Origin of the sequence: Methylocystis sp. (assembly GCF_021731785.1) — a bacterium.
Classification (GTDB): Bacteria; Pseudomonadota; Alphaproteobacteria; order Rhizobiales; family Beijerinckiaceae; genus Methylocystis.
On sequence record NZ_JAKFWS010000072.1, the window covers coordinates 26,252 to 44,899 of the forward strand.

An 18,648-nucleotide genomic window follows, 5' to 3' on the forward strand; every position below is an offset into this window, starting at 1 on the left:
CCATCCTTATTAATAAGTATTTCAAATACTGATTAAGGGAGCCAGGAGGGAGCGACATGTTTTGTTACCAATGCGAGCAGACCTACCGATCTGACGAAGGCGCCGGTTGCGCAGGCGCGAAGGGCATGTGCGGCAAGGACGCAACGACCGCCGATCTGCAAGACATTCTGCTCTATGTCTGCGAGGGCGTCGGCCAATATCTGCATCGCGCGCGCCAGCTTGGCGCAACTGACATCGAAGCCGACCGCTTCATCCTCTTCGCTTTCTTCACCACCCTCACCAACGTCAATTTCAACGCGGCGAAATTCGTCGAGCTGATTCAGCAGGCGTCCCAAATTCGGGAGCGCGCCAAAGCGCTCTACGAAGACGCCGCGCGCGCCGCCGGCAAGACGCCCGAGACTCTCTCCGGCCCCGCTGCTTTCGCGCCAACCGACGACATGGCCGGACTTCTCGCACAGGCGTCAGAGGCCGCCGTGCGCAAGGACGCCGCGATCCTCGGCGAGGACGCGGTCGGCGCCCGCGCGCTCATTCTTTATGGCCTCAAAGGCGTTTGCGCCTATGCGCATCACGCGCGCGTGCTGGGAGAAGAGCGCGACGCCATCTATTCCGCAGTCGAAAATGCGCTCGATATGCTGGCGCGCGAAGAGCGCAACGTCGCGACACTCCTCGACGAGGCGCTGGCGCTCGGCCGCGCCAACTTCCTCGCCATGGAGGCGCTCGACGCCGCGAACACCGGCGCCTTTGGCGCGCCGACGCCGACGAATGTGCGCGTAACGCCGATCAAGGGCAAAGCGATCCTCGTCTCCGGCCATGATCTGAAGGATCTGCACGCGATCCTCGAAGCGACGAAGGACAAGGGCATCAACGTCTATACGCATGGCGAAATGCTGCCGGCGCATTCCTATCCCAAGCTCAAGGCCTATCCGCATCTCGCCGGAAACTACGGCGGCGCCTGGCAGGATCAGCAGAAGGAATTCGCCGAATTCCCCGGCCCGATCGTCATGACCTCAAACTGCCTCATCGAGCCGCAGCCGCGTTACCGCGGACGCATTTTCACCGCGGGGCCGGTCGGCTGGACGGGCGTGCGCCACATCGCCGATGAGAATTTCTCAATTGTCGCGCAGGCCGCCCAGGCCCTGCCCGGATTCACTGAAGACGCGCCGGAACAGACCATCACCATCGGCTTCGGGCGCGACACTGTGCTTGGCGTCGCCGATAAGGTGATCGACGCCGTGAAGAGCGGCGCCATCCGCCACTTCTTCCTTGTTGGCGGCTGCGACGGCGCGGCGCCTGGCCGCAACTACTACAGCGATTTTGCCGACGAAGCGCCGGAGGATACGGTGATCCTCACGCTCGGCTGCGGCAAATATCGCTTCAACAAGCATGACTTCGGGACGATCGGCGGGCTGCCGCGTCTGCTCGACATGGGCCAGTGCAACGACGCCTATTCGGCGCTTGTCGTCGCGACGAAACTGGCGGAAGCCTTCGGCGTCGGCGTCAACGAACTGCCGCTGTCGCTCATCGTCTCCTGGTTCGAGCAGAAGGCGGCGGCGGTTCTTCTGACGCTTCTCGCGCTTGGCGTGCGCAATGTGCGCATCGGGCCGACGCTGCCGGCGTTTCTCACGCCCGCGCTCGTCGACGTGCTGATCGAGAAGTTCGGCGTGCAGCCTGTTGGCGACGCCAAAGCCGACATCGCAGCCTCGCTCGCCCGCGCCGCTTAGGCCCAAACGGCGGACGCCCGACACCGGGCGTCCGCCCTTCGACGGAATCCGCCATGTACAAGGTCAGCCTTCTCACGCGCGACGGCGCGACGATCGCCTTCGACGCCGAACCGTCCGACACCCTACTGGACGCCGCCGAACGCGTGAGCATTTATCTCCCTTCCTCCTGCCGGGAGGGCGGCTGCGGCGCGTGCCGCGTTTCTCGCGAAAGCGGAGAAGTCGAACTCATGTCCTACAGCAGCGTAGCGCTAAGCGAGGACGAGCGGATGGCGGGCGACATTCTGCTGTGCCGCGCGCAGCCGCGCAGCGATCTCGCTCTGCGGGCGCCGTTCGACGAAGCGGCGGTCGGCTTTGCGCCTGTGCCTGAACGGCGGGCGACGCTTGTCGCGCTGGAGCCGGCCGGCTCTGGAGCGGTGCGCCTGCAGCTTCAATATGAAGAAGATCCGACGTTTGGACGCGCGGCGCAATTCACCGCCGGCCAATTTATCGAACTCACCCTTCCCGACGGTTCGGCGAAGCGCTCCTATTCGCTCGCCAATGCGCCCAATTGGGATGGAACGCTCGAATTGTTCATCCGCGTTCAGCCGAACGGCGCCTTTTCGAATTATCTCCGGGAACGCGCGACAATCGGCGATACGCTGCTTGTGCGCGGTCCGCAGGGACAGTTCACCGCCGATGAGGCGAGCGCTGCGCCGCGCTGGTTTGTCGTCGGCGGCACGGGCCTCGCGCCGGCGCTTTCCATGCTGCGGCAGATGGCCGAATTCGCCGATCAGCGCCCCTGCCGTCTGTTTTTCGGGGTCAATAAGGTCGCCGAGCTTTTCGCGCTCGACGTCATCGATATGCTGAAAGCGGCTTTGCCGCAGCTCGTCGTGACGCTCTGCGTATGGAAGCCGGAAACGGAATGGCGGGAGTTTACCGGCACGCCTGCCGAGGCGCTTGCGCAGGCGCTGTCGAGCGCGACCGAGAGGCCGGACATTTATGCCTGCGGCACGCCTGCGCTCATCGCCGCGACCGAAGAGGCCGGGTGCTCTGCCGGCGTCCCGCACGACCGCATCTTCAGCGAGAAGTTTACGGCTGCCTGAATGGAGCTCTGACGGCCTATGCCTCCGCGTCATGGCCGGGCTTGTCCAGGCCATCCACGCCACAGCGAACGCTGGCGGAGACAACGCCAACGGCACAGAGGCGAGCCGCGGACTTTCGCGTCAGCGCGAACTGGGAAGCGCAAGCCTCACGCGGCCGCGCTTCATTTCATGCCCTCGTCGTCGCGATCGAGCGTGAAGCCGACCTTCAGCACCACCTGATAATCGGCGACGACGCCCTTGTTGATGTTCCCGCGAATTTGAACGACTTCGAACCATCGCAAATGACGCAGGGTTTCGCCGGCGCGCTTGAGCGCAGCGCTCACGGCGTCTTCGACGCTGTCGGGCGAAGCGCCGACGAGTTCGACGATCTTGTAGACATGGCCTTCCATATGCGGCTCCCACAATTTCGATTTGTGAACGACTAGCCTGCAATAGGTAGCGCGGACTTCGCCGCCGACAGCGCGGCGTCAGCTCAATCGATCGCCGAACAGGAACTCCATCGCCCGATCGAGCCTGATGTGCGGCAACGGCGCCGGCTTCCGGTCGGCGCCGAGCGTCGCGATCGGCGGCCTGAATTTAAGGAAGCGGAACTCGGCCTCCTCATCGGAAACGGCCAGCGCTTCGCCGCGAAAAACGTCGCGCGGATCGGCCGGCAGATCACCCGGAAAAATCGCGCCTTCGGCCACGCCGTCAAAAACTTCGTCGCCAATGTGTTCGCCCGCGGCCGGGACGCCGACGATGGCGGAAAGCTTTTCGCCCTCATGCCGGACCATCGCTTCGCGCGTCGCGCGCACGGCCGCGAGCGCGATCACGTCGATTTTGGCGCCCACGCCCTCGGCGCGCTCTATGGCGCGGGCGGTGAGGTGGCGCAGGATCGCCTCGAGCCGGTCGTGGCTCGTATGATGCAGATGGTCGGCCTTTGTCGCCGCGAAGAGAATGCGATCGATCTTCGGTCGAAAGATCGTCGAGAACAGATTGGCGCGGCCGGCGCGAAACGCCATGAGGACGCCGGTCAGCGCGGTTTCGAGATCGCGCACCGCCTCCGGGCCGGAATTCAGCGCCGCAAGCGCGTCGACGAGAACGATCTGACGATCGAGCCGCGCGAAATGATCCCGAAAGAACGGCCGCACGACCCGCGACTTATAGGCTTCGTACCGCCGCTCCATTTCGCGCCCGAGGCTGCGATAGGGAAGCTCCTCGCTCTCCGATACGGGAAGCGGCGCAAAGGTGAGCGCCGGCGAGCCTTCGAGATCGCCGGGCATCAGAAAACGTCCCGGCGGCAGGCTCGACAGCGCGAAGCGGTCGGAGCGGGCGAGACGCAGATATTGGGTGAAGGTCTGCGCCAGCTTCTGCGCGGTTTCTTCGTCGTAGCGCGCCTTGAAGTCGGTCTGCGCCGTCACCCCGCGCCACTCGCTTGCGATCATCGCGCGCGTAGAAGCGCTCGCCGCCTCGAGCGCCTCCTTGGACCACTGCGCGTAGGATTTGCCAAGCAGCGGCAGATCGAGCAGCCATTCGCCGGGGTAGTCGACAATGTCGATATCGAGTCGCGCCGGCCCTCGGCTGAAGCCCTTGCGCAGCGACCACCCTTTCGAACGATATTCGAGGCTTACCCGCAATTCGGAAATGCGACGCGTCGACTGCGGCCAATGCCGATCCACGCCGGCGAGCGCCGCGAGATGTTCTTCGTAAGCGAAGCGCGGCACGCTGTAATCTGGCTGCGGGTCGAGATGCGCCGAAACGATGCGGCCTTCGGCGAACGGTCGAAACACCGGAAGCTGGGTTTTGCCGTCGACGCCCTTGTCGCCGCGCGCCGCAAGCGCGCGCGTCAGATGGTGCACGAGCGCAGTGATGAAGACAGTCTTGCCGGAGCGCGACAGGCCGGTGACGCCGAGGCGCAAATGGCCCCCCGCGAGAAAGTCGGCGACGCTTTCGGCGGCGACGCGGGTTTCGAACAGCAGTTCGGAAAATTGCGACAAGGGCGCTCCCGTCAATCGTCCTCAAGGATATGGGGGACGCCACATGTAATCCAAAGGCGCCGGAATTGAACAGAGCGCATCCAAACCGCCGCCTGGCGCATTATGCCTTAAGGTCTCATCAAAAATGGCGGGGGCGGCGATGTCGGCGCATGTTTTCAAGTTTGACGAGAGCTGGGACATTCCGGGCGCCAGCGTTGGAGACGTCTATGACGTGCTGGCGCGCGGCGAACTCTTGCCCGAGTGGTGGAAAGGCGTCTATCTCGAAGCCCAGCGACTGACGCCGGGCGAAGCGCCTGAGGTCGGCGCAAGGCTGCGGGCCAAGGTGCGCGGCTTCCTGCCCTTCACCCTTAATTTCATCATCGAGGCGACCAAACTCGACCCGCCGCGCGAGGTGGCGGTCCGCACCTGCGGCGATCTCGACGGCGCCTGGCGAGCGACGCTGACGCAGCGCGAAGACGGCGTGCATGTCGCGCTCCTGTTCGAGGTGAAAATCGACCGTCCGGGCATGCGTTTTCTCGCGCCCGTCCTCTGGCCGGTTTTCGCCCTCAATCACTATTGGACGACGCCGCGCGGCGAGAAGGACTGAAGGAATATCTCAAGGCGCGCCGGAGCGATCGATCGCCTTCCCCGGATCACCGCTTCGACATCGGCACGTAATCGCGCTGCTTCTCGCCCGTATAGAGCTGGCGCGGACGGCCGATGCGCGAGCCCTGATCCTCGATCATCTCCTTCCACTGCGCGATCCAGCCGACCGTGCGCGCGACCGCGAACAGCACGGTAAACATCGCCGTCGGGAAGTTCATCGCCTTGATCGTGATGCCGGAATAGAAGTCGATGTTGGGATAGAGCTTCTTCTCGATGAAATAGTCGTCGTGCAGCGCGATGCGCTCGAGCTCCAACGCGACGTCGAGCAGATCGTCCTTGACGCCGAGCTCGTTCAGGACTTCCCGCGTCGTGCGCTGCATGATTTTCGCGCGCGGATCGTAGTTCTTGTAGACGCGGTGGCCGAATCCCATCAGGCGGAACGGATCGTTCTTGTCCTTGGCGCGCGCGATGAACTGAGGAATTCGGTCCGGCGTGCCGATCTCGGCGAGCATCTTCAAGACCGCTTCATTGGCGCCGCCATGCGCCGGCCCCCACAGCGAGGCGATGCCCGCCGCGATGCAGGCGAAGGGATTCGCGCCCGAAGAACCCGAGAGTCGAACGGTGGACGTCGACGCGTTCTGCTCGTGGTCGGCGTGCAGGATGAAGATTCGGTCGAGCGCCCGCGACAGCACCGGATTGACCTTGTATTCCTCGCAGGGGACGGCGAAGCACATGCGCAGGAAGTTCGACGTGTAATCGAGATCGTTCTTGGGATAGACGAACGGCTGGCCGATCGAATATTTATAGGCCATCGCCGCGAGCGTCGGAATTTTCGCGATCATGCGCGTCGAGGCGACCATGCGCTGGGTGGGATCGGCGATGTTGGTCGAGTCGTGATAGAAGGCCGAAAGCGCGCCCACGGATGCGACCATCACCGCCATCGGATGCGCGTCGCGGCGGAAACCCTGGAAGAACCGGGCCATCTGCTCATGCACCATCGTGTGGCGCGTGATCCGATAGTCAAAGTTCGCCTTTTCAGCCGCGGACGGCAATTCGCCGTAGAGCAGCAGGTAGCAGGTTTCGAGAAAGTCGCCGTGTTCGGCGAGCTGCTCGATCGGATAGCCGCGATAAAGCAGAATGCCGTCTTCGCCATCAATGAAGGTGATCTTCGATTCGCATGACGCGGTCGACGTGAAGCCAGGATCGAAGGTGAACATGCCGGTTTCGGCGTAAAGATTGCGGATATCCGCAACCGACGGCCCGAGCGTTCCGTCCTTTATCGGCAAGTCGACCGATGTGTCGCCGATCGTGAAGATACCGTTCTTCTCCGGCATGCCCGCTCCCCTCTCCAGCGCCCCCGCGCCCGCGACGAGCCGGTTCGCGGCGCGACGCGCGCGAACGCTATGCAAGAATTGCGTCGCATTCGCGATGTCGTCGCTACCCTCGCACGCCGATGCGCGTTCGGATCATTTGTGCAGCGCAAAAAGCTATAGCAACGGCGCCCGCTGTCAAGCGCGACGCCCATGCTTACAAGGGGGTGAGTTTGACGTAGGTCTTACGGTCCGGCCACGCGAGGGCAACGCAGGAGGGGAGCGTTTCTGGCGGCGCCGCAAGAGAAATCTCGTAACGCGACAAAAAGGCCGAAATCATTTGTGCGGCCAGCGAATTGGCGAAATGTGCGCCAATGCAGATTCGCGGGCCAACAGAGTAGGGAATGTAATGATATTTTTCCGGCGAAGGAGCGCCGGGAAGGAAACGCGAAATATCAAAACGCGCTGGATCGCGCCAGTAGGCCTCATGGCGGTGAATGATCCAAGGCAGGATCATCAGCGTCGAGCCTTTCGGCGTCTCACGCCCGTCGATCTCCGTATCCTGCGCGACATGACGCATGATGGAGAAATTAGGGGGAAAGAGGCGCAGCGATTCCTGAAAGGTTGCATTGAGCACCGGACCGGTCGGCCAGATCGTGTCGCCCGCGCGGCGCATTTGAATTTCCGTGCGGATGTCGTGCTGGATATGGGGAGCTTGCGCAATGAGATAGAGCGTCCAGAAAATAGCCAGAGAGGTCGTTTCATTGGCGCCGGCGATCATCGTCGCGGTCTGGTCGCGCAGCTGGCGGCGGAAGGCCGGCGAATTCGCGCCGTCATCGAGCGCGCTGCGCATCAGCTCGAATAAATCATCGCGGCGCTCACTTTCCTTCAGTAGCGTATCCACAACCTCTTCGAAAAACATCATCCAGCGCCGTCCGTAATAGCGGCGCAGCAGATCATGCGGCGTCACGAAGCCCGGCGGCGCCAGAATATCGAGCATGCGCGGCGGTGCGAGGCGCCCGAGATAGAAGTCTGACATCTCCTTCAATCGTCGTGACTTATCGCCGACTTCGAGCGACAGCATCGCCTTGGCGACGACCTCCAACGTCCAGCGCGCGATCGTCGTTGGCAGTTCGATTTCTTGCCTTTCGCGCGCTAACGTTGCGACGCGCGCCTCGGCCGCCGCCGCCATGGTCCCGGCCAGCTGATCGACCCCTTTTGGAATGAAAGCCGGCGACAGCATCTTGCGCTGTTTGCGCCATTCGGCGCCCTCCGCGAGCACGAGTCCATCGCCGATGGCGGGCTTGATCAGCCGGTTGCGCAGCGGCGAGCGCGGGAAATTCTCGACGTCGTCGACGAGAACGCGCCGCACGGACGACGGATCGCTTAAGAGAAAAATCTTTCGGCGGCCGAAGATCGTGAGCGCATGGCTGGAATTGCGATAGGCGTCGCGCGGCCAGATGCTGACGACATCGCGGCGCAGCGCGCGTAGCAGCGCAAGACCCGATAAGGATTCGTCACTGACAGGCGGAACAGGCGGCGTAAAGCTTTCGTACATTTCGGCAATCCCTCAACGAGACGCCTATATTGAACGTTCCTGCGGGGCGCGGGAATGCAAATTTGCAGCCTTCAGTCGGTTTGACGCATGCTCTGGTCGGAAATTCTCGCAAGACTTTCTTCGCGCCCCAATATTTCCAACACGTCGAAAATGCCGGGCGACGTCGCGCGCCCCGTGAGCGCCGCGCGCAAGGGCTGCGCGAGATCGCCGAGTTTGACGCCAAGCGCCGTCGCGAGATCGCGCACCACGGCCTCGGTCGCTGCGGCCGTCCAGTTCGGCAAAGCTGCGAGCTGCTCGACAAGCGTCGCAAGTCGCGCGCGCGCCTCGCTCGAGAGCAGCTGCGCGGCCTTTGCATCAAGCGACAGCGGCCGCTGTGCGAAGAGAAACGCGGCGCCGTCGAGCAGCTCGTTCAAGGTTTTGGCGCGCGCCTTGAGGCCCGGCAGCGCGGCGTGCAACTGCGCGCGTTTTCTGTCGTCGAGCTCTCGCGCAACCGCCTCGCCGCCTTCGAGATAGGGAAGCGTCGCGACGAGCAAATCGAACAGTTCGGAGTCATCGCTGTCGCGCAAATAATGGCCGTTCATATTTTCGAGCTTGGCGTAATCGAAGCGCGCCGGCGAACGATGCACCTGCGTGAGATCGAAAGCGTCGATCATCTCCTGCGTCGTGAAAAACTCCTTGTCGCCCTGCGACCAGCCGAGGCGCACGAGATAGTTGCGCAGCGCCGCCGGCAGATAGCCCATGGCGCGGTAAGCGTCGACGCCGAGCGCGCCATGGCGCTTGGAGAGCTTGGCGCCGTCCGCCCCATGGATCAGCGGAATATGGGCGAAGGCCGGCGCCTGCCAGCCCATCGCTTCATAGATATGAGTCTGTCGCGCCGCATTAGTGAGATGATCGTCGCCGCGAATGATCTGGGTGACGCCCATGTCGTGATCGTCGACGACGACCGCCAGCATGTAGGTCGGCGCGCCGTCGGAGCGCATCAGAATGAAATCGTCGAGATCCTTGTTCTGAAAAACGACGCGCCCCTGCACAGCGTCGTCGACGATCGTCTCGCCGTCCTGGGGCGCCTTGATGCGCACGACATAGGGCGCGTCTGCGGGCGCCTCCGAGGGGTCGCGGTCGCGCCAGCGGCCGTCGTATCGCCAGGGGCGCTTTTCCGCCTTGGCCATCTCGCGCATCTCATCGAGTTCCTGCGCGGTGGCGTAGCAGCGATAGGCCCTGCCCTGCGCCAGCAGCGCTTCAGCGATTTCCGAATGGCGCGCGGCGCGGGCGGACTGGTAGACGATCTCGCCGTCCCAAGCGAGGCCGAGCCATTTGAGCCCGTCGATGATGGCGTCGATCGCCGCCTGCGTGGAGCGCTCGCGGTCGGTGTCCTCGATGCGCAGCATCATCCGGCCGTCATGCTTTTTGGCGTAGAGCCAGTTGAAGAGCGCCGTGCGCGCGCCGCCGATATGCAGAAAGCCGGTGGGCGACGGAGCGAAACGGGTGACGACCTGGGACATGAGCGCCGCAAATTCCTCGATTTTTTAAGAGTCGGACCGTCTAGCACGCGCGACGCTAGGCGAACATAGATCGCCGCGATGATCGCTTAACCAAAGCGTGAACATATGAGGGCTGTATCCCCTCTAGACATGTAACGCGATTTATGCGATAACGTCGACATGAGCACGAAGCCAACCACCCTCAAGCAGTTTCAGAAGCGGTTCCCGGATGATGACGCCTGTCTAGAGCACATCATGCGGGTTCGCTACGGCCAGCGTTTCGCTTGCGAGAGCTGCGGTCGCGAAGCCCATTTTTACCGCGTCAAGAGCCGTCGCTGCTACGAATGCGAGCATTGCGGCTATCAAGTCTATCCGACCGCGGGAACGCCTTTCGAAAAGACGCGCACGCCTCTGACAGACTGGTTTTTCGTCATGTTCCTGTTCACGGCTTCGCGCAACGGCGTCGCCGCGAAAGAGGTTCAGCGCCAGATCGGCGTGACTTACAAAACCGCATGGCGCATGTGCAAAGAAATCCGCACCTATATGGGCACGGTCGACGGCGACCGCCCGTTAGGCGGCGCGCGCCCTTTCTCGCCTATCGTCGAAATTGACAAGGCTTTCATTGGCGGCAAGGACCGTCAAGGACAAGACGACAAGGCCGTTGTGCTCGGGATGGCCGAACGTCACGGCGATGTGGTCACGCGTCTTGTTGCCGGCCGTCATGGCCGGCATGTTATGCCACAAGTGACGACTTGGGTTATCGAAGGCTCGCGCGTCATGACTGACGACGCTCGCGTTTTCCAGCATATGCACAAGGAAGGCTTCGTTCACGAAAGCGTCAATCACGCTGAGAAGGAATATGTGCGCGGACAGGCGCACACGAACAATATCGAAGCCTTCTGGTCAAACTTGAAGCGCGGCATTCAAGGGACTTACATCAGCGTTTCTAAGAAGCATCTTCAGAGGTATCTGTGGGAGTTTGAATATCGCCACAACCTTCGTCATGCTCCGCATCTGATGTTGCCGTGTCTGATGGTTGGCTTCGCGAAGCCGGCGCGCCGAGCATAGCTGCTAATAGATCATCAAACGTCTGAATTTCCTTGCCCGTCAAACTTCGTCCCCTTTTCGATATAGCTGACCAAACTTTTTCCGGCACAAATCGAATAAATACCAACTGCAAGCAAAATCACGCCTCCGACAAGCATAGCAATCGCTATTGGAGTCCAATTGAAATCTTGAGCAAACTGCTGCTGAGCCATAAGCGGCAGCGCTATTGTTTTTGGTTTATCTGTAAACACAGTATCTCTTAGGAGGCCAATGCCCACTCCGATAAGGCCAGTCCCAGCTGACGAAAAGATCGTCCCCGCATTTCTCCTTTCTCCTAGCTGTCTAAGTTCGGACTCAGAGATAGGGAAATGCCTCACCGTTCGCCTCCCATATAAGGGGACGGCCGAACTGCCCTCAAAACCTTCTTGTTTTGACTTCTTCCTTGGCGTCCTTCCAGTAGCCCCAGCGGACAACGCTGGGGACACCTGTCCGCCAGTTGTCGCTGTCTCAGTGTTAGCCATCTGCTACCGCATTTGCTGAACCAGGCTGTTGAACTGGCAACTGAGTGCTGGGAGTCGGGCTCCCAAGTTCTTTCAGTTGCGTGATCATGCGGCCAAGAAGGTCCGCCAACACAACAGCGTCTGCTGTCGGCATCACCACGGCCGTATGATAAACAACGTCCGTCTTCTGGTCCCCTGCCACGAATTCTCCAAATGCGAACCGAGTGATGTTTTGATTTATCGTGACGTTGCAACGATTCGAAAAAATAGGAGTTAGGTCGAGGGCTGGGATATCGGCAGCTACAACTGCCCGCTTTCCAACCACATCCTCTCCACTGCCGTTGGTCACTTGTGCTCTCCAGCGCTTTTACCGACGCGTTAACCATACCACCATTTCTCCACATGTTCAAAGGGGATACCTCCGACATATGACTTGCGGAACGCAGAGAGAACGTATATCGTTCGTTCATGATTTGTTTAGGTTATCGAGCCAAGAGCTGCGGCTCAGCGAAATTCGACGATTGGGCGAGCGAGGCGGAGCGGCGATGCTGACCAAAAAGCAAAACGACCTTTTGCGTTTCATCCATGAGCGCCTGAAGGAGTCAGGCGTGCCGCCGTCCTTCGACGAGATGAAGGACGCGCTCGATTTGCGCTCGAAGTCCGGCATTCATCGGCTCATTCTCGCGCTCGAGGAGCGCGGCTTCATCCGTCGCCTGCCCAATCGCGCCCGCGCGCTCGAGGTCCTGCGCCTGCCCGAATCGGCCACGCCGCGGAGCGCCGGCGGGCGTAGCGGCAAGTTCGCGCCCTCCGTGATCGAGGGGAACCTCGGCCGCGTGCGCCCGCTCAACGAGCGTTTCGAGGACGAGAGCGATCAGCAGGTCGCCATTCCAGTGATGGGACGCATCGCCGCCGGCACGCCGATCTCGGCCATCCAGAACCGCAGCCACACGATCAACCTGCCGCCCGACCTGCTGATGAGCGGCGAGCACTTCGCGCTCGAAGTGCGCGGCGATTCGATGATCGAAGCCGGAATCCTCGATGGCGACACGGTCGTTATCCGCAAGCAGGACAGCGCAGACACGGGCGATATCGTCGTGGCGCTGATCGACGACGAGGAAGCGACGCTGAAACGCCTGCGCAAGCGCGGCGCGTCGATCGCGTTGGAGGCGGCCAATCCCGCCTACGAGACGCGCATCTTCGGCCCCGACCGCGTCCGCATCCAGGGCAAGCTCGTCAGCCTGCTGCGCAAATATTAGCTTCGCGCGTTTTCAACGACGGCTGTCATTTCCGACGCGCGCCACCGCGCGATCGGACAATCCAGGACAACTTCGCCATTCATGACTTTGCCCCTGGATTCCCGGGCAGGCCGTCGGCCTGCCGGGAATGACGGACAGAGCGTGTGCGACGCGCCTCTTATTCCAGCGGCTCCATCGCCCGCGCGTCTTCTTCGTTGCGTTCCGCGTCGCTGAGCGGCGCGAACGCCGGCTTGCGGCGCTCGCGCGGCGCAGGCGACCATGGCCGATCCTCTTCGACGGCGCGCGCTCGTCCATTCGACCTCGTCATCCTTGAACCGCAGCGCCACGGCCCCGGTTTCGCCCAGCCTGCGGCGATCGATGACGATCGGCGCGGCACAGCCCGCCGGCGCGTAAAGCGGCGTGATGACCACGGCGGCGCGCGCGCAGTCCTCAAGGAACGCGCCGCGCTCGGCAATGAGCGCGACAAAGCGGCCATTCATCGCCTTTGCTACGCAGCCGCGGGCGTCACAGGCGACGCCGCTCGTGACGTCTGCGGACAGCCGCGCGCCGCCGTCCGCCCGCAGCCATTGTTCGGCGGCGAAGGCGCCCGGCCTTTGTCCCATGACGGCAAGTTGCCCGGAAGATAGTCGCAGCGCCGCTGATTCTCCGGTCGCCGGCACGGCCAGATCGAATGGGGCGCCGTTCCTTGCGCCCATCAATCCAATTAGCGCAAGAGGAACCGCGAATGCGCGCCACGCCCATGTGCGCCATAGCACGAGCGACAAGACCGCAAGTGAAAGGAACAGGATGGCCCAAGGCGCAAAGGCTTTGACCGGCAGACTCGCGCCCGGCGCGCTCGCGATCAGCCCCGCGAGATAGGTCACGAGGTCGATGCCCATTTTAAGATAGCGCCAGATGAATCCGTCGAGACCCAGCGGATAAAGCGCGGCGCCGACGAGCGCGCAGGGAACGGCGAAGAATTCGATGATCGCGAGCGTCAGCGGATTGCCGATCAGCACATAGGGACTGAGCTCGTGAAAATCATTCGCCATGAATGAAGCGGTCGCCGAGGTTGCGCAGAGAGTCGCGAAGATCGCCGCGCCGGGTCCGTGCAGCAGGCGCTCGGCGACGCCTTCACGAAACGCGCCCCACCACCCTTGCGGCGCGCGATCGTCGATCCCCGCTTCGCGAGATATTCGCCGCGCCATTCGTAGACCGCGATCAGAGCCGCCACCGCCGCGAAAGAAAGCTGGAAGCTCGCGCCAAGCAACGCCTCGGGCTCGAAGGCGATGATGATGAGCGCGGCAAGCGCCAGATTGCGCATCGACAGCGACGGCCGATCGAACAGAACCGCGGCCAGCATGATCAGAGTCATCACAAGCGCGCGCTCGGTGCCGACGCGCGAGCCCGTCCCGATGTCGTAAAGAATGGCGCCGAGCATGGCGAGCGCCGCCGCACATTTCTTGATCGGGTAATTGAGCGCGAGGGTTTGCGACAGTGCCAGCAGACGGCGAAAGCCGACAAAAAAGATGCCGGCGACAAGCGTCATCTGAACGCCGGAGATGGTGATGATGTGAAATATGCCGGCCCGGCGAATGAGATTCTTGGCGTCTTCCGACAAGAGGTCGCGCTTGCCCGTGACCATCGCGGCGGCGATCGCGCCGGCGTCGCCTTCGATGATTCGATAGACCCGCATCGCCAGCGCGTTGCGCATGCGATCGATATGCGCGAAGAAACGCAGCGATAGCGGTGCCGGTTCGGGCGGCGACATTGTTTCGATGCGCCCGAGCACGTTGCCGACGCCGCCGATGCGCGCAAAAAAAGCATCGCGCGCAAAATCATAGCCGCCCGGGAGCGCCGCCCGCGCCGGCGGCATCAGCCGCGCCTTCAAGGCGATGAAGTCGCCGGCGGAGAAATTCGGGTCGCCGCGCGTTGTCAGGCGCACGCGGGCGGGAACGACGTCATCGGGAAAGCCTTCGGCGCTCGCGACGCGCAAAATGAAACGCGCGCCGGCGCGCCGCAGATCGACCTCCTCGACGAAGCCCGTCAGCTCGCCGATCCCGACCCGCGGAACGATCGGCGCGGCGACCCGCGCCGTTCGCCAGGCGCCGGCCGCGAATCCGCCGGCGAGGAAAGCGAGCGCCAGAAACAGCGCATGCGCATGCGCACGCGCACGCGCATGGCTGCGGGTAAGCGCAGCGAGGAGCGCAAAGGCTGCGAGCGCGCAGAGGCATAGCGCCAGCGACGGCTCGCGCTCGGCCGAAAAATAGAGCACGACGCCGGCGCCAGCAGCGACGATCAGCCACAGAAAGGGACGCCGCAGCGCGCGTTCCTGCTCGAGCGACCTGCGCAAGCCTTCGACCAACCCCCGCGCACGCAGCTGAACGAAACGCGATGAAACATCGCGGCCGCCATCGTCCTTCTCAGCCGTGCGCGACTCTTCGCCCAAGGCGATCGTCCCTGATCGAGCTTAGATACGCGAGCTTAACGCCGGCCGTCGCTTCTGTCGCGGCTTACGGTTCGGCCGTGCGCAAGGTTCACGCGCCGGCGGCGTCAAAAATCGCGGCGGCTTCGATCAAGTCGAAGTCGGGAATTCGGGCGGACGTCAAGGGATCGTCTCCCGAAATCCATTGGTCGAGCGCGTCCGGCACCGAGAGCGCGACATTTAGCGCCCTGTTGACTTCGTAAAGTCCCCACGCCAAGCCGGCGCGCCGCAACGCCGCCATCAAGGCGTTCTGGACGAGGCTGCGGACGACGAGATGCGGCGTTGAGATCGGCGCTTCAACGGCTTCGCCGCGCGCAGCCCGCAAGACATGACGCCTTGTCGAACGCTGCGTGGCCGCGGCACGCAAGCGGACGGATTTTATAGCCAAGGCATAATTCGCCTTCGATCAGCGGGCACGCGACTTGAGCCGCCATTCGCTGTTCTTCAGACAGCGCGCCAAGCGCCCGATCGGCGTGGGCCACCCGCTCGCGTAGCGAGATTCCGCGCTCAGCGAAGGCGTCGGCGTTCAAAGAGATGAAGCGCGCGAGCAGAAAGACTTCTGGCGCCGTAGCGACGACGCGCAGGCGGCAGCAGCCCGCGCATTCTCCATGGCAGGCCAAAACCGGGTCGCCCTCCGCCTGAATCGCGACATTTCTCGTAAAGCTGTCAAAGGCCTGCGCTCAGAGCAGCGCGACAAGCTCCGGGCGCGTCCGGCAGGAGTCTATCGTATCGCTGAACGCGCGCGAGGCGGCCTTGAAGAAGGCAGAGGGACCGATATCTCCGCTCATCAATCTTCTCCGTCCTTCCGCCAGTCGAAGGTGATCGGACCGGCGCGGCGTTCAATGCGCCATCGCTTCCGCCGCCGGAGACTGGCCCCCGACGCCAAATCGCCAAAGCGCCGACGTCGGGCTATTCCGACAGTTCGCCGGCAAAGCAAATCCAGTCTCGCGAAACCGGTAGGATAGCGCCACTGCCCTCAAGCGTTGGCCACGCCAATCGACCGCTCGTCGAGCGCGGCCGTCTTGAACAGCGCATAGACTTGAGAGCCCTCCTTCAGAGACAGATCTTCCAGAGCGCCTCTGGTGATCGTCGCCAGAAGCGGTCCGTCGTCCGTGAGCTCGATCTCGATCGTCGCGATCGGCCCTTCGAATTGGATATTCGCCACCTTGCCCCAAAGAACGCTTCTGGCGCTGATCTCCTGAGGCGGAAGCAACGAGAGCACGACGTCGGTCGCGTTGACAATGACGCGCGCCACGCCGCCGGGTCGGCCTGCGGAACCTTCGATCCAGATTGTTCCGGACGGATGTCTCAGCTTCGTCAATCCATATAGGGCGGAAACTTCGTCGATCGAAGCCGTCAGGACGGAGGAACGATCGAAACGGTTGGTTGCGGGCGAGTTGGCAAGTCGATTGAAGGCGTCGGCGGGATCGCCGACGAACTTCACCCGTCCGCCATCCATAACGACGACGCTGGAGGCGAGACGAGCAGCCTCTTCGACAGCGTGCGAGACATAGACGATAGGGACATCAAACTCATCCCTGATGCGCTCGATCAATGGCAAGATCTCGAGCTTGCGCGGGATATCGAGCGCCGCCAGCGGTTCGTCCAAGAGAAGCAGCCTTGGGCAAGACAGCAAGGCGCGGCCGATCGCCACCCGTTGTCTCTCGCCGCCCGACAGACCGGTTGGCGAGCGCGAAACGAGTTTCGCAATCCCCAAGGTTTCGACGACGGCGTCGAATTCGATCCGGCGCTCTCCGCGAGGCGCGAACCAACGGCCGTACAAGAGATTTTGCTTTACGCTGAGGTGGGGAAAGAGATTGGAATCCTGGAAGACGAGGCCGACGCGTCGGCGCGACACCGGAACGAAAACATTTCTTTCGACGTCGACAAGCGCGTCGCCATCCAGCCTGACGTATCCTTCGTCCGGTTTGATCAATCCGGCGATGATGCTGAGCGTGAGCGATTTTCCCGAGCCGGATTGCCCGAACAACGCCGTTACGCCTGCGCCGTTTGCAAAAGCGACGTCGAGAGAGAACGCGCCTGCCCTTAGTCTGACGTCGACCTCGATCATTGGCCGCGTCCGAGGCGCTTCATTGCGCGCCACTGAACGATCTCGGACGCCGTGAGAGCGAAAAGCGCAATGAAGATCGAGACGATGGTCAGACGCATCGCGCTCTCATCGCCACCCGGAACCTGCGTATAGCTGTAGATTGCCGCTGAAATCGTCTGCGTCTCGCCGGGAATGTTCGAGACGAAGGTGATGGTCGCGCCGAATTCTCCCAGCGCCTTTGCAAAAGCGAGAATGGCGCCGACGATGATCCCCGGAACTGCAAGAGGGAGGTTGACCAATAGGAACGTCCATAGTCGGTTCGCGCCCAAGGTCTCCGACGCCAATTCCATGCGCCGATCGATCGCCTCGAAGGAAAGCCGCATGGCGCGGACCATCAAAGGAAATCCCATGACGGCGCAGGCGACCGCCGCGCCGGTCCACCGAAATGAGAAAACAATGCCGATCTGCGCAAGAGAGGGGCCAAAAACGCCTTTGCGCCCGAGCAGCATCAGCAGGACGAAGCCGGTGACGACCGGCGGCAGCACCAACGGCAGGTGAACGATGCCGTTGACAAGAGTCTTGCCAGGGAACTGGCAGCGCGCCAGCGCATAAGCCGTAACGATCCCAAACGGCAGGCTGGCGAGCGTCGCCACGGTCGCGATCCGCAGGGAGAGCCATATCGCTGTCCATTCGGCAGGCGACAATTCGACAAGGGCGGCGGACAGAAAGTCGTGCAATGCGGCGTCCTTTGGCGACCTCGGATCGCGCTGTTCCCGAACGCGCGGTCTCGTAACGCCTCGCCTTCGCGGGTCGCGATCCTCATCTGCCGCGCTCTGATTCGCTCCAGGAACGAAGATGCGAGAGAGGGGCGACACGACGCTTTTCGTCGCCTCCGCCAATCGACCCGGAGAGATGATGCGATCTGCCGCGCTTTGCTCCAGACAATTGGTTCGGCGCCGAAGACCGGCACCGCCTTCGCCCGCAAGCGGCGAGGCGTGAACAAACTCGCTATATATTGGCGGAACAGAGAAGCTTTGACCAGTCCGTTTTTCGAGCAATATGGCAGTCAGTTTCGCAAAAACAAAAGAAAAAAATCGGGATTCGGAATGGAACGCAAAGCGCGCCCCACAATCCGGCTCTCGCGCAGCGAAGCCCTATCGCTCGCAACATGCGAAACCGGTCATTTCTTGTCACCAGTCGAAGTGTGGCGGCCACAAATACAGCTTATACCGATCCCCATTGAAGCAGACTCATTGGGTCTTCACGAATCGGCTTTCGTCTGATTCTAGTTGGCGAACTCCAGGGGGTTCGCCATGGCGGCTGCGATTGGACTGCGGGAAGACTTTGACGCGGATGCGCTTCGGGCGATTGCGAAGCGCGCGAAAGATGGGCCTCAGGCACGCAGGCTCCTGGCGCTCGCCGCAATTTACGACGGCGCGCCGCGCGGCGAGGCGGCGAAGATTGGCGGCGTGACGCTCCAGGTCGTTCGCGACTGGGTTTTGCGCTTCAATGCGCATGGCGAGAGTGGCCTCGTTGACCGCAAGGCGCCGGGTCAACCGTCGCTCTTGAAGAACGAACATCGCGCCGCGCTCATGCGCATGATCGAGGACGGTCCGAC

The 18,648-nt window shown here is 62.4% G+C and carries 19 protein-coding genes; 6 read left to right on the forward strand and 13 right to left on the reverse strand.

The annotated features are described in order from the left end of the window. The first annotated feature begins 56 nt into the window (after window positions 1–56). Entirely contained in the window at window positions 57–1,721 is a 1,665-nt protein-coding gene (gene hcp, locus QZ964_RS13140; protein ID WP_292532110.1) for a hydroxylamine reductase, read from the forward strand. 53 nt (window positions 1,722–1,774) lie between these two features. Further along, complete coding sequence (locus tag QZ964_RS13145; protein WP_292532111.1) at window positions 1,775–2,803, forward strand: 2Fe-2S iron-sulfur cluster binding domain-containing protein; 1,029 nt, start codon at window positions 1,775–1,777, stop codon at window positions 2,801–2,803. A gap of 161 nt (window positions 2,804–2,964) precedes the next feature. On the opposite strand, the gene QZ964_RS13150 is transcribed toward QZ964_RS13145, so the two are convergent. Both QZ964_RS13150 and QZ964_RS13155 read right to left on the reverse strand, forming a co-directional pair. Next, window positions 2,965–3,192 (reverse strand): dodecin, encoded by a 228-nt coding sequence (locus QZ964_RS13150; RefSeq protein ID WP_292532112.1) that lies wholly within the window; start codon window positions 3,190–3,192, stop codon window positions 2,965–2,967. Window positions 3,193–3,270: 78 nt separating this feature from the next. Further along, window positions 3,271–4,779: a YcjX family protein gene (locus QZ964_RS13155; RefSeq protein WP_292532113.1), complete on the reverse strand. Its 1,509-nt coding sequence runs from the start codon at window positions 4,777–4,779 to the stop codon at window positions 3,271–3,273. Window positions 4,780–4,918: 139 nt separating this feature from the next. Here QZ964_RS13155 and QZ964_RS13160 point away from each other — a divergent pair, with 139 nt between their 5' ends. Next, window positions 4,919–5,365 carry an SRPBCC family protein gene (locus QZ964_RS13160; protein WP_292532114.1) on the forward strand — a complete coding sequence of 149 codons (447 nt, stop codon included), beginning with the start codon at window positions 4,919–4,921 and terminating at the stop codon, window positions 5,363–5,365. Between the two features lie 46 nt (window positions 5,366–5,411). Here QZ964_RS13160 and QZ964_RS13165 read toward each other — a convergent pair whose 3' ends face one another. The 3 genes from QZ964_RS13165 to gltX form a co-directional block, all read right to left on the reverse strand. Beyond that, complete coding sequence (locus QZ964_RS13165) at window positions 5,412–6,698, reverse strand: citrate synthase (RefSeq protein WP_292532115.1); 1,287 nt, start codon at window positions 6,696–6,698, stop codon at window positions 5,412–5,414. Between the two features lie 193 nt (window positions 6,699–6,891). After that, window positions 6,892–8,232 carry a cytochrome P450 gene (locus tag QZ964_RS13170; protein ID WP_292532116.1) on the reverse strand — a complete coding sequence of 447 codons (1,341 nt, stop codon included), beginning with the start codon at window positions 8,230–8,232 and terminating at the stop codon, window positions 6,892–6,894. Between the two features lie 71 nt (window positions 8,233–8,303). After that, window positions 8,304–9,734, reverse strand: a complete 1,431-nt coding sequence (gltX, locus tag QZ964_RS13175) for a glutamate--tRNA ligase (protein ID WP_292532117.1) — start codon at window positions 9,732–9,734, stop codon at window positions 8,304–8,306. Between the two features lie 159 nt (window positions 9,735–9,893). Here gltX and QZ964_RS13180 point away from each other — a divergent pair, with 159 nt between their 5' ends. Then, on the forward strand, window positions 9,894–10,781 hold the full coding sequence (locus tag QZ964_RS13180) for an IS1595 family transposase (RefSeq protein ID WP_292532118.1): 888 nt from the start codon (window positions 9,894–9,896) through the stop codon (window positions 10,779–10,781). 14 nt (window positions 10,782–10,795) lie between these two features. Here the strand turns inward: QZ964_RS13180 and QZ964_RS13185 are convergent, their stop codons facing one another. After that, a complete protein-coding gene (locus QZ964_RS13185) occupies window positions 10,796–11,011 on the reverse strand; it encodes a hypothetical protein (protein ID WP_292532119.1) in 216 nt (71 codons plus the stop codon). A gap of 262 nt (window positions 11,012–11,273) precedes the next feature. Continuing rightward, the gene (locus tag QZ964_RS13190; protein WP_292532120.1) at window positions 11,274–11,609 is read right to left on the reverse strand and encodes a hypothetical protein; all 336 of its coding nucleotides are present in this window, start codon (window positions 11,607–11,609) and stop codon (window positions 11,274–11,276) included. 196 nt (window positions 11,610–11,805) lie between these two features. On the opposite strand from QZ964_RS13190, the gene lexA reads away from it, so the two are divergent. Beyond that, complete coding sequence (lexA, locus tag QZ964_RS13195; RefSeq protein WP_292532121.1) at window positions 11,806–12,516, forward strand: transcriptional repressor LexA; 711 nt, start codon at window positions 11,806–11,808, stop codon at window positions 12,514–12,516. Here lexA and QZ964_RS13200 read toward each other — a convergent pair. The 6 genes from QZ964_RS13200 to modB all read right to left on the reverse strand — a co-directional run bounded on the left by QZ964_RS13200 (window position 12,513) and on the right by modB (window position 17,767). Further along, window positions 12,513–13,547 carry a ComEC/Rec2 family competence protein gene (locus QZ964_RS13200; protein ID WP_292532122.1) on the reverse strand — a complete coding sequence of 345 codons (1,035 nt, stop codon included), beginning with the start codon at window positions 13,545–13,547 and terminating at the stop codon, window positions 12,513–12,515. The genes lexA and QZ964_RS13200 overlap by 4 nt on opposite strands. Next, window positions 13,508–14,944 (reverse strand): ComEC/Rec2 family competence protein, encoded by a 1,437-nt coding sequence (locus QZ964_RS13205; RefSeq protein ID WP_292532123.1) that lies wholly within the window; start codon window positions 14,942–14,944, stop codon window positions 13,508–13,510. Before QZ964_RS13205 ends, QZ964_RS13200 begins: the two co-directional genes overlap by 40 nt. A gap of 88 nt (window positions 14,945–15,032) precedes the next feature. Beyond that, window positions 15,033–15,305, reverse strand: a complete 273-nt coding sequence (locus QZ964_RS13210) for a hypothetical protein (RefSeq protein WP_292532124.1) — start codon at window positions 15,303–15,305, stop codon at window positions 15,033–15,035. After that, window positions 15,277–15,600: a YkgJ family cysteine cluster protein gene (locus tag QZ964_RS13215; RefSeq protein WP_292532125.1), complete on the reverse strand. Its 324-nt coding sequence runs from the start codon at window positions 15,598–15,600 to the stop codon at window positions 15,277–15,279. The genes QZ964_RS13210 and QZ964_RS13215 overlap by 29 nt, the downstream gene beginning before the upstream one ends. 356 nt (window positions 15,601–15,956) lie before the next feature. Beyond that, the gene (gene modC / locus QZ964_RS13220) at window positions 15,957–17,051 is read right to left on the reverse strand and encodes a molybdenum ABC transporter ATP-binding protein (RefSeq protein ID WP_292532126.1); all 1,095 of its coding nucleotides are present in this window, start codon (window positions 17,049–17,051) and stop codon (window positions 15,957–15,959) included. After that, entirely contained in the window at window positions 17,048–17,767 is a 720-nt protein-coding gene (modB, locus tag QZ964_RS13225) for a molybdate ABC transporter permease subunit (RefSeq protein ID WP_292532127.1), read from the reverse strand. The genes modC and modB overlap by 4 nt, the downstream gene beginning before the upstream one ends. 576 nt (window positions 17,768–18,343) lie before the next feature. Between modB and QZ964_RS13230 the strand changes: the two genes are divergently transcribed. Continuing rightward, window positions 18,344–18,648: helix-turn-helix domain-containing protein (locus QZ964_RS13230; RefSeq protein WP_292531264.1), on the forward strand; the 305-nt coding region annotated here is incomplete at its 3' end.

Coding starts and splice junctions, on each gene's coding strand:
- hcp (WP_292532110.1), top strand. CDS start 57: ATGTTTTGTTACCAATGCGAGCAGACCTACCGATCTGACGAAGGCGCC.
- QZ964_RS13145 (WP_292532111.1), top strand. CDS start 1,775: ATGTACAAGGTCAGCCTTCTCACGCGCGACGGCGCGACGATCGCCTTC.
- QZ964_RS13150 (WP_292532112.1), bottom strand. CDS start 3,192: ATGGAAGGCCATGTCTACAAGATCGTCGAACTCGTCGGCGCTTCGCCC.
- QZ964_RS13160 (WP_292532114.1), top strand. CDS start 4,919: ATGTCGGCGCATGTTTTCAAGTTTGACGAGAGCTGGGACATTCCGGGC.
- QZ964_RS13165 (WP_292532115.1), bottom strand. CDS start 6,698: ATGCCGGAGAAGAACGGTATCTTCACGATCGGCGACACATCGGTCGAC.
- QZ964_RS13170 (WP_292532116.1), bottom strand. CDS start 8,232: ATGTACGAAAGCTTTACGCCGCCTGTTCCGCCTGTCAGTGACGAATCC.
- gltX (WP_292532117.1), bottom strand. CDS start 9,734: ATGTCCCAGGTCGTCACCCGTTTCGCTCCGTCGCCCACCGGCTTTCTG.
- QZ964_RS13180 (WP_292532118.1), top strand. CDS start 9,894: ATGAGCACGAAGCCAACCACCCTCAAGCAGTTTCAGAAGCGGTTCCCG.
- lexA (WP_292532121.1), top strand. CDS start 11,806: ATGCTGACCAAAAAGCAAAACGACCTTTTGCGTTTCATCCATGAGCGC.
- QZ964_RS13200 (WP_292532122.1), bottom strand. CDS start 13,547: ATGGCGAATGATTTTCACGAGCTCAGTCCCTATGTGCTGATCGGCAAT.
- modC (WP_292532126.1), bottom strand. CDS start 17,051: ATGATCGAGGTCGACGTCAGACTAAGGGCAGGCGCGTTCTCTCTCGAC.